6 protein-coding genes are annotated in these 10,825 nt (G+C 39.3%); 2 read left to right on the top strand and 4 right to left on the bottom strand.

Translation table 11 applies throughout. The features are described 5' to 3' along the window. Positions 1-978, bottom strand: a 978-nt coding sequence (locus BVH02_RS17795; protein ID WP_143244243.1) for an MBG domain-containing protein, incomplete at its 3' end; no start/stop codon positions are given. A gap of 664 nt (positions 979-1,642) precedes the next feature. Here BVH02_RS17795 and BVH02_RS17790 point away from each other — a divergent pair. Beyond that, positions 1,643-2,182, top strand: a complete 540-nt coding sequence (locus tag BVH02_RS17790; RefSeq protein WP_086502823.1) for a GNAT family N-acetyltransferase — start codon at positions 1,643-1,645, stop codon at positions 2,180-2,182. A gap of 147 nt (positions 2,183-2,329) precedes the next feature. Here the strand turns inward: BVH02_RS17790 and BVH02_RS17785 are convergent, their stop codons facing one another. The 3 genes from BVH02_RS17785 to BVH02_RS17775 all read right to left on the bottom strand — a co-directional run bounded on the left by BVH02_RS17785 (position 2,330) and on the right by BVH02_RS17775 (position 9,767). Further along, positions 2,330-7,720: a CHAT domain-containing protein gene (locus BVH02_RS17785; RefSeq protein ID WP_086502822.1), complete on the bottom strand. Its 5,391-nt coding sequence runs from the start codon at positions 7,718-7,720 to the stop codon at positions 2,330-2,332. A 368-nt stretch (positions 7,721-8,088) separates the two neighbouring features. Further along, positions 8,089-8,646 carry a GNAT family N-acetyltransferase gene (locus BVH02_RS17780; RefSeq protein WP_223271910.1) on the bottom strand — a complete coding sequence of 186 codons (558 nt, stop codon included), beginning with the start codon at positions 8,644-8,646 and terminating at the stop codon, positions 8,089-8,091. Beyond that, positions 8,643-9,767 (bottom strand): pyridoxal phosphate-dependent aminotransferase, encoded by a 1,125-nt coding sequence (locus BVH02_RS17775; protein ID WP_086502821.1) that lies wholly within the window; start codon positions 9,765-9,767, stop codon positions 8,643-8,645. The genes BVH02_RS17780 and BVH02_RS17775 overlap by 4 nt, the downstream gene beginning before the upstream one ends. Positions 9,768-9,965: 198 nt before the next feature. Between BVH02_RS17775 and BVH02_RS17770 the strand changes: the two genes are divergently transcribed. Beyond that, positions 9,966-10,757: a hypothetical protein gene (locus BVH02_RS17770; protein ID WP_169712850.1), complete on the top strand. Its 792-nt coding sequence runs from the start codon at positions 9,966-9,968 to the stop codon at positions 10,755-10,757. Positions 10,758-10,825: the final 68 nt, after the last annotated feature.

The following is a 10,825-nucleotide window of genomic DNA, read 5'->3' as shown; positions in this document are numbered from 1 at the left end:
ATAAGTGAACGGAGCACCTGTGATTGTTACCGTTGTAACTGAAGCTGCTTTGCCAATACTAAACGCCAATGGTGCTGAAACTGCGCCATTATAATTAGCATCAGAAGCTAGCGTTGCAGTCACTTGATAGCTTCCTGCATTTGTTGGCTTTGTTGCACTTGCAGCATAAGTAGTTGGAGATACACCAACATAACTGAAGGTCACTGATCCGGTAGATCCTGATTTTGTAACTGCATCCGGTCCTTGAGGATTGGAATTATAAGTAAACGGCCCTACGGCATTAACAGATATCGTCGATGCCCCTTTGCCCACGATATAAGTTGCTTCTATTCCAAAAGTACCAGTTGCTGGAATTGTTGCTGGTGAAGTAGGAGATGTACTAACTAAAGTATAAACAGTTGTTAAAACAGTAATTGTATTTGGGAATTGAAAATTCAAATTTCCAATCAAAGCAATGTTTCCACTAGCTCCATTACCTCCTCCACCAGTGGAGAAAGTAACAGAACTTGATATTGCAGATCCTGGAGAGGGAGGTGAAAATCCAGAATATGAAACTGTTACATTAACATTTGGAGGAAGTCCTGTAGTTGAAAATTTTACATTCGCATCCGTAAACTCCGTCACAGCAACTCTCCCAGAAACCTGGCCTGTAGCAGTCAATACAAAGTGAACTCCCAAGTGATTAATCTTTATCAAAAACCCATCATAATAGATATTACCACTCGCATCTGCGGTAGCAAAATTATCATGTGAGTTAACACAGGATTCAGGTTTAGGTGTTTCAACAAAGGTGAAGTCCACCCGTTCTCCAGGCTCCCAGCCTGTTCCTGTGATAATGACATATTCACCAGGAGCGTAATCATCCTTGTCCGTAGTGACCGTGGCCTGTCCCAGTGCCGTGTTCCAACTAGCGAAGGCTAGTGTTAGGAATGCCCCCATAAATAGGGCTTGAAGTGACTTAAGTAAAATTTTTCCCATATATATTGAATTTTTATAATTGCAAAAGGATTTACCGAAGTCCTGTCACCGACACATCTCTATTAATCAGAGCTTTGGATCGTCGAAAGTGAGAAGTATTTTTCAAAAAAAAAATAGGTTAGAAAAATATTTTAACATTTTTTTTGTTTTTTATACCATGTTAATTGCTTTTCATAACAATAGGCCATTACAAGGCCTATTTAAAAAATTAAAAAAATTTAACTAAACACACTTCCTCCTTAGATTCACAGCAATCATGACATAAAAGTCTATTAACAAAGAACTTTTGCCAGCCAATAATCTAAAAATATGCATAACCACTTTTTTGACTGTAAAAATAGTTTATGTAAAAAAACGATTAGGAAACCATTAGCCAAACTGCAGGATGGGATGACGGGGAGCGATGTGCCAGCAATCCCAATCCGTAGCAGGTAACAAGTCCTTTTTAGTGCATATACCTTTGCAATTGAGGACATACATACTAAAAAAATCTCCCTAAGCTATAATTGCCACTTTTTGATTTCTTTTGATGTGACTCGGAAATCTGTTCACTTTTATTTTGGCAAAACAATTGAAATACATTTCTTTGAATAGGAATTATCTAAAATTATGCACCCACATTTACCGCTCGTAATATTCTACCCATATACTCTCGCCTATTTCAATGACTAAACTTTCGGAAGATTTAAGTGTTCAAAAACTCACCTCCGCAGATCAGCCAGAGCTTATCGAATTGATGAAGGAAATCTATATCCCCTCCTACAAGCATATTTGGTCTGATTCAGGGGAATGGTATTTGGATCAAATGTATAATCCTGAAGCCTTTCAGAATGACTTGGATGACCCTAAGAGTCACTATTATTTTGTCCTTTATGAAGGATGGAAAATCGGAATTCTCAAGTATAGCTATCCAGAATCACCTGAGCTGGTAGATTTTCCAAATTCTCTGAAACTGCATCGCATTTATATCAGCAAGGAATATCAAGGCAAAGGAATCGCAGCACAACTCATGAAAAGAGTCGAATCTATAGCTAGGGAACGAAACCTGAATTTCATTTGGCTAGAAGTCATGGACACTCAGCTACAAGCTCAAAGCTTTTACAGAAAAATGGGCTTCGAATGGCTGTTCACCTATCATTTAGATTTTAAAAAGCTTCTTCCAAAGTATCGCGGCATACAGATTTTGAGAAAAACTTTGAAGTGACATGCTTTTGCTTTGAAGTTAGCCACGTTTACCCTATTTCTTTTAACCATTTGTTCTCAGAAGGAAACGGATGAGAAGTGTGAGCTATTTTGGTCCTACATAGAGAGACGGGTTATATTACTTGTTGAAAACACATTGGTAAGTAAATTATAGTCCCTCCTTCAGTTCTTTTTTTATACGGGAAATTAGTGGACTTAAAGCCTTTGCTTTTTCATTTTCTATGTTCCCTAATACAGCAGCAATAATCTCAAAGTGCTCAAGTTCACCTATCTTTTGACCCTTATTTCCAGCCAACTTCCAAAGCTTTAAGTAGGCTGCTGTGATTGCTTCTACTTTGGCATTGACTTCGGAAGGTTTGGTTGTATCCATGAGGAATTGTGTCAAAAGTATATTTGCTTGATGAGCCATCTTCCAGAAGTCACCTACTGCCTTGGAGTTAGAACTATTTTCATCAAAAATCTTTTGCATTGCCTTTCTAGCATCCAAATCAATATGTTTGACACCCTTTTTACCTTCTAGTAAAAGCTGAATTTGCGCCATTGTCAACCAATTAGTCAAAGGGTAAGCATCTGTATGGTCAGATAATCTACTTGCTTCTTTATAGGCATGAATGGATAAGGAGAGTGCTTCCGACATTGCTTTAGGTGAAGAACTATTTAGTAAATGCAATTTACGCTTATAGGTACTCCCCAGAAGGCTCCATCTTTCAGCGCTTTCTCCGAAATGTCTTGAAAGCCCTTGTAGATCGTCAATCACCTTATCGAGCATTTTTATTGCATCCTTCATTTCAATTTTTCCGGAAGCAAATTGCTGCAAGGTAAATTTGGCCTGTGTATTACAATAACGTTCGAAACTTCTGATGGTAAATTCTGATTTTTTCGATTTCAGTAATTTCTCATAGCAGGCACAGGATTTTTCGTACTCCTGCAAACCTGCATAAATACCAGCTGATAATTCTTGAATCTTATCATTGAGCATATTTCTAACATGCAACTTATCCATGATTTCATCTATTCTACCAACTATTTTCTCCTGATTATATTCATTTGCAAACATGGATTCATAGATATTCTGTAATTCAATTTCGACTTCCTCACACACCAACAATTCATCCTCATGTCCTCTCCAAACACCCTCTTCCGTCAATTTATAGAAAGGATCTCCATAGCACTGGAAAGCTCCCCACGTGTTCGTCCTACGTCCGAAATTTTTATAGATCCCCTTTCTTGCCCGCTTCACTGATTCTCCAAATCCCAATCCATCAAACATATTTTCGTAGAACTGCCTGGCAAACTCCAGCGCTGCAGCATCATCTACCGCCCAGCCAGCCACGATCACAGCCCTTGCGCCGTTATTGATCAGTTGTGTACCAATATTTGCCGCAAATTTATTCCTATACTGACTTCTCTCCTCAGAATCCTTATCTATTGCACCCAAATAACAACAGTTCACGAATACCATTTCGGCCGAAGAGCTCATCCCTGCTATCTGTGCCGGCGTCAGGAATGTATCGTAGCCGATAACCATTCCAGTGGAGCGATTTGGCCCATAGTTGAACACTCCATGACCTGCAAGGTGAATTATTTTATGATTTCTGGAAAAAAGCTTGAGGATAATATCCGCCGCTGTACTACTTATCAAACTCTGAATTTGATAGTCATTTTTACGCAAAATACTTACAACAGTCTCTGCTTCTCGCTTAGCTCCAAGAAGCTGAGGCATATACTTTTCTAATATTGGATCTCCCACCACTAGTGCTGTTTTGGCCGTCACACGAGCTATCTTTTGACGAAATTGCATGGTCGCCAACTGACGAATCATCCCTGTATGAACACATAGTGGCACCGCATCTACATCCTCTTGAATCATCTCCCAAGGATATTCCGCCGATGCAACATCCAATATCCAGGAGACATTACTCAAGCGTTTTACTTCTTCCTTAAACTGATAGGGTATCAATAATTCAAACATTGTCTTGGCGATCTCAGGAGAATATTGATTTTCCTGTGTCATTCTTTTCAGTAAGACTTGAAGCGTCTTGTCATTTGCGGGCATGTGTTCCACTTTTTCACTTGCGCCATTGGAAGCGATTGACATTCTGATCACCTCCTCAAACTCATTTGTATCTCTCAATTTCATTTCATGACAAACACTTACTCGGGTCCACCAGTCATTGGCATTGTCATATGGAATTCTCCAAAGCCTGCCCAATTTGTAGTTGAGTCTCTTTTCGCTGAACACCACATTAAACTCTTTACTATCATCGACTTCCAATCGCTGAATAGTTTTTAAAATAGCCAAGGCCTTATCATTGAAAATCTCAATGACTTCTATTTCCTCTATGCCTTTGATTTTACCTTTGTAAGCCGAGTGAATACTTCTATTGGCATGCTGAATCCCCAAAATAATTGCTCGGACTGAGCTTTCTGTAGTTAAACCGCCATAGGCATTGGCGATGGCAATCACCGAAATACCGGTGGTAGCCGAAGTAGTACCATCCCTTTGTGAATTGGCATTCTCCTTTCTAATAGTCAGGTATCTTGCCACTCCCTTCTCGACAGATTTCATCAAAGCAAAACCCGACAATTCACCAGGAACTCCCAAGCCTACTATTACACCACCTTTAAACGTTGTTTTGGAATAATCTTCATTTAACACAACCTGATTGGATCCTATATCACCTGGATATAAACCCAAGCCATGCAACCTTGCCAATTCTCCACTTAGCTGACGATCTATCGCGAGCTCGGTCGTGAGAATCGCATCAAATTTGAAATGGCCAGCAAGCACAGGAAATTTCGCATATTTCAAATCTCCATGACTTACAGAGATGAGTACAGGCTTTTCTTCTTGCCATTTTGCTTCCTGTTCTACTATTCCCAAAATGGTATCCAAGACATTCTCTTCACTTATATCAAAAATCTCAGTCTCCGTAGGTGCAAAATCCTTCTCTTCACCACGCGTTTTTGGAAGACTATTTTGCAGCCTTTTTGTACTACCATAAACCATCAACTCTTCAATGGCAGCAAAGAGATTTCTTTCTTTTGAAAGGCCTCCATGTGTGACATTCACATAATAAACTTGGTTTCTATCGTGCAGACTTTTAGGAATTCCCGACATCCAGGTAACACTTTCATCTCCTGCATTGGTGGCATAGAACACTAATTCCCCATTAACAATATCCAGATTTGAAATCGTAAAGCTTTTCTTACCACTTTGCCCTGCGATATAAGTGATATTTGAATAGTCAATTTTATCAACATTACTCAATACCATTTTTTGATGTGCTGCGAATTCTTTCAGCACCTCCACAGAGGGTATTGGCCAGGAATCGTCTCCTGAAGCAGCACGCATTCTTTCCCATAATCTCCTATCTGAGAAATCATGCAAACTCGTGTTGTTACTCATCGGAAGGAGATTTAGAATCCCGTGGAAATTGCAGAAAACAGACAACAGCTCCTTAGTAGAATGCTTGATATCTATCTTACCCAGCAACTTAATCATGCTATCCTTACCAAAAAGCACATACGGAATTCGGTAAGACCCACCCAGAGGAGAACCCAAGAGCACTGCTCTGAAACCTAAGGAGGTGTTGAGTTTTTCCCATGTCTCCTGATGATAAACAATAAAATCTCGCACCAATACACCTCCCATGCTGTGCGCGACAATTTTGATAGGCTGGTTTTTAGTGAGTAAGTCTTGAATTTTTCTTTCAAAACGAGCTGCGCTCACTTTAAGAGGGATTCTCCAATCAAACTCAAAAGTGACTACATCATAAGTCTCTTCAAGCTTTTCACCAAGTTCTCCATAGGAAGTTTTGATCAATGAATGTGGGGTAAGTTTGGTCTCATTCGTAGGATCCAAAGACATTCCTATCAAGTTACCAGTAAGAAAACTCCAATAATTGATCCACAGCAATTCGTCCCTTTTGCCTATTTTTTTCGAATCTCCCAAGTTAGACCCCATAATTCCTGGTATCACTAGGGCAATAGGTCGCTGACCAGAAACTTTGTCACGCTTATATGCACCATAATCTAATCCAGCGAATCCTCTATCGCTGGCAATTAGTTTGAGTTCAAAGTCTTCAATTACATCTCCAACCTCTGCCGATAGTCCAGCTAACACAGCTTTTAAAGTTTCAGGATTGGAGAAATATTTGAAATGGTTAATCGCGTCGCTTTTCTCGATACACACAAACACTTTTCCAGGCTTACGCCGCGCTCCCCAGGTCATACTTTCGGTATCCACTACTAAGTCATTTTTTCTCATAAAAAATAACTTTCCTAGAATCACCACAAGGGACTTGAAACTTACACTCAATTCACTACTGCCACCTACGACATAAAGCGGGAAATCAACTTCAATATCCGAAGCTTGATAGTTCAGCGCTTTGATGAAAGGTGATTGAGGCCCCATGGCCTCTAGTCCAGGCAACACATCCACATCGTCCTTAGATGCGACAGCCTCCATAATAAACTCCTTGAAAGCCACGAAAATAGGATTGCCAATCTGACCTACTGCCAAACCAGCTAAATTGAAGGTGACATTTAGAAAAATATTCAAGCGATTAGATGCTAGTGTTGTTCCATTTGCAGGACATGCCACACGTACCATTGACCTAATAGTAATTTCTTTGGCAGTGAGAATCCCTTCTATTTCCTTAATGACTCTGAGATCCATTTCTCGATTATTTTTATCAAGAAGTGACTTTTCAATTGCATCAAATCCTTTGGAGTCAGTAGAAAACCTAGCCAGCAAATCAGCTAATAAGCCTCCTCTTGAGTGACTCAAAAGGTCTAATTCTATCCCAGCTGGCAGTTGATTTACTAATTGTAGAATATTCTGAATTGGACTTGTAGTAAGTGTTCTATGCTGATAGGAAAGCAGGTGATCTGCTCCATATTCTATAATAAACTTCTTCCAATCCTCAGAATCCTTCAACTCACCAAATGATCCTAAAGTGGACGAACCTGTACCGTGAAGAAAAAGTAAATATCTATTTTTGACTTCTAAATCTGCTTCTCCTGAAGTTTTGAATTTGAGACTACTAAGTTCTATTTCTGGACTACAGGCTGTTAACACCCCATATTGCACCTCCTTAAAATCCACCCCAGAAAAAGCCAACTGCTTATTCTCAAGATTATGTGCCATGACAACCATCTTAGGCTTAATGATTGTCTTTTTCACAAAAATCTTAATTAGTTTGATCGCTACTTTTGAAAAGACACCCCTATCCTGCTCCTCTGACTCTAATTCATCTGGAAGAAATAGCTCATCTCCATCCGCAGAGCGCTTAACTTCCTTCGGAAACAGCATGGTAATCGATTCATTATCACCCAGCCAGACCGTTTCATCTTCAAATTGAAACTCTACAATTTTGTCATCGCCTAGTTCGAGTAGCTGCTCAGGCACGTCGCCTCTAGTGGGACTTTCCACAGTATATGCCTGGTCAAATTGGTAAAGGTCAAAACCGCTATCATCTCCCGTATGAAACAAAGAATGATCGAATCCTTTAAGCTTTATTTTTAAAATAGCCATAGGTAAAAATTATTAGATTGACAGTAAAATATACTTTCAGCAGAGGAAGGAAAAATTCTAAAAACACCTACAACAATGCCTGATTTGTACGATACAAGCGAGAAAAAATCGTCTCGGAGTTTTCGACAACCGAATGTCAATCAGTGCCAGTGAAGAAATCAATTCAATATGAAAACTCTTTACAAATTAAAATTTATTGACTAGAAATACCCATTATGTCCAAATAATCTGAGACTTATGATAAATCTAATGCCTATCGTATGCCGTGAATTAGGTAGAATCCTCTTTTTTTATTCGAAAAATCATAGCGATCAAAAAGTACTACATCCTTTACTTTCATGAAGTAACTTACTAGTTATACTTAGCGCTTATATCTCAGCAGAAATCCCCTTCCACTCACTTTCCAGCACACTATAATAAATAGTATCTCTACGTCTGCCATGAGTAAGCAACGTATGACTTCGCAACACGCCTTCCTCCAACGCACCAAGTCTCAATAAAGCTCTACGTGCAGGTATATTGAGTACGTCTGTTTTAAACTCCACGCGCTTTAGCTTTAGTGTCTCGAAACAATATTCAAGCATCAATAACTTCATCGCTTGATTGATACCTAATCCATGAAATTGTCGTCCAAGCCAAGTCCAACCTATTTCTATGCGTTCATCTCTCGGTGCATAATTCCCTAAAGCAGTGCTTCCTACAGCCTGATTTAATTTCTTGTCCCAAATCAGAAATTGCAAGCGCTGTCCATCTAGTGCCGGATTTGCCCATTCCTCAAATTCAGAATCAACACTTAGATCAAAGGTGAAATACCTCCAAAGATCTGAGTCCTTTGCCAAAAGCATCAAACTTGAGAAATCCCGCTTAGTAATTGGCCTGAGTAGAATTTGCTCATTTTCTAAAATTAGGTTCGACTCTAGCATCATCCTAAAACCTCTTGAATGGCCTGATTGTATAAAGCTATTTCCTCAATTGTACCTGTAGAAACTCTACACCAATCATTGAGTGGCTCAAAGGGTCGTCCTATTATGAAGCCTTTCGCTAACATAGTTTTATTCAACTCGGCGATATCTCTACCTGACTGGAAAAAGATGAAATTAGCATGGGAATCCAGGTAGGGTAATTTCAAGTCATCGAGCGTTTTAGTTAGCATTCCCATCGCCTCCTTGGTTTTATCCAGAGAAAATTGATAGAACTCAGTATCCAGCAACGCAGCCTTGCTTGCTTCAATCGCCATAATATTGGTATTAGCTACCACCCGATCTGACAGTAATTTCGCTAATTCAGGTTTTGCGATCAAATAACCCATTCTGATTCCTGCAAGACCATATACTTTAGAGAAGGTACGTGACACTATCACGTCGTAACCTTGCTTGACAAGCTCCACCATGGATGGATAATTTGGTTCCTTGATGTAATCATAATAAGCTTCATCAGAAAAAACTACGGCTTGCTTACTTACTATTTTACAAAAATCCACCACTTGATCTGCAGGCAGTAATTTGCCCGTCGGATTATTGGGATTACATAGAAAAACCATTTTAGTTTTATAAGAAACACGCTTTTCTATCTCTTCTAGATCGAAGTCCAACTCTTTATTGAGAGGAACCCAATTGATCTCCGTACCCCAAAGCTCAGCATAGCTCATCATAGACAAGAATGTCGGCGAACAGGAAATGATTTCTCCTCCGCCTCCAAAGGTAATCCCGGCTATTTTCAACCCTTCTGTAGATCCTGCCACTAGTACGATATGATCGGCGGGCACGCCTTCCTTTTCAGCGATCATTTTGACCAAATCTGCATTATAACCCCAAGGATACCTGCATCCATTATCAAAACCTTTGATCATCGCATTTCGCATCGATTCGGAAGGGCCATAGGGATTCTCATTGGATCCTAGCCGAATTGGACCCACGCTTGATCGAGGGTTAAACTTCTTAATCTCTTCTGCGGAGAGAGAGGAAATTATGCCTGAAGTACCCATAGCAGCTAAACCACTACCTAGAGAAGCTTTTTTTATCCATGACCTTCTTGAAATACTTAACATAATTTTTCGTTTTGATTGTTAAAATAACAATGTTTCACCACAGATTTTGAGATATTTTCATTATTCAACCAATTAATTGAATATGATCTTGTTTGGCGATATTAGGTTAATATAAAATTATCTCTCTTAAATATGGTTAACCACGAAATATTTATATAAATTATACGAAAGCGAAATTAACCCTAAACCCTAATATTCATGAAAAAGCTATTACTTTTCTTGGTTTGTGGGATGCTTTGGGTAAGTAGTCTCAAGGCTCAGCAAACACAATACATGGTATTCGAATTTGTCAAAGTTGAAAAGGATCAACTTTTTGATTATATCGAGTTTAAAGATCTAATGGAAAAAGTCTACAGGCAAGCTCTAAATGACAAGAGAATTAAAGGCTGGGACTTTTGGGCGCTACAATCAGGAGCTAATCAAGCCGACTTTCAATACATCATGGTTACTTATTACAATGACCCTGTGCAAATGATGAATGGACTCGATGAACAATCAATGATCGAATACACGAAAATAGCCTACCCTCACTTGAACAGTGCTCAGGTAAGTAAATTGTTTCAAGAGTCACTTGCGATGCGCGACATGCCTATGAGACTTTACATGAGGGAAATCACTGAAACGAAGGATAATTTCCAGATGAAACCTGGCGTACTGGCATCATTTGATTTGATGAAAGCAAGAGAGGGCAACTTCGAAGCCTATGAACAAGCTGAAGCTCAAACATTCAAGCCTATTCATCAAAAGCGCATAGAGCAGGGTTTGATGGGACATTGGAGTTTATTAAGAACTGCTTTGCCGCTAGGTTCTGAGGCTACATCGACTCACTTGACGATGAACATTTATAAAGATTATATGCAGTTTTTCAATGCACAATCTTATGAAGACATGAATCAAACTGATGCTCAACGAGAAGCCGTCAATGAAGGGCTAAACAGTAGAGATCAAAAATGGGTATACTTAGCAACATTAGAAAACGTAGTTCGATAGTCCGGTAGAAACTTACGTGGAGAGGCTTTGAAAGAAGCCTCTTTTTTTTACTTCAAATATCTACTCAC

Origin of the sequence: Algoriphagus ratkowskyi (assembly GCF_002150505.1) — a bacterium.
Taxonomy (GTDB): Bacteria; Bacteroidota; Bacteroidia; order Cytophagales; family Cyclobacteriaceae; genus Algoriphagus; species Algoriphagus ratkowskyi.
The sequence above is the reverse complement of the archived record's forward strand: the minus strand, read 5'-3'. Positions and strand labels throughout refer to the sequence as shown.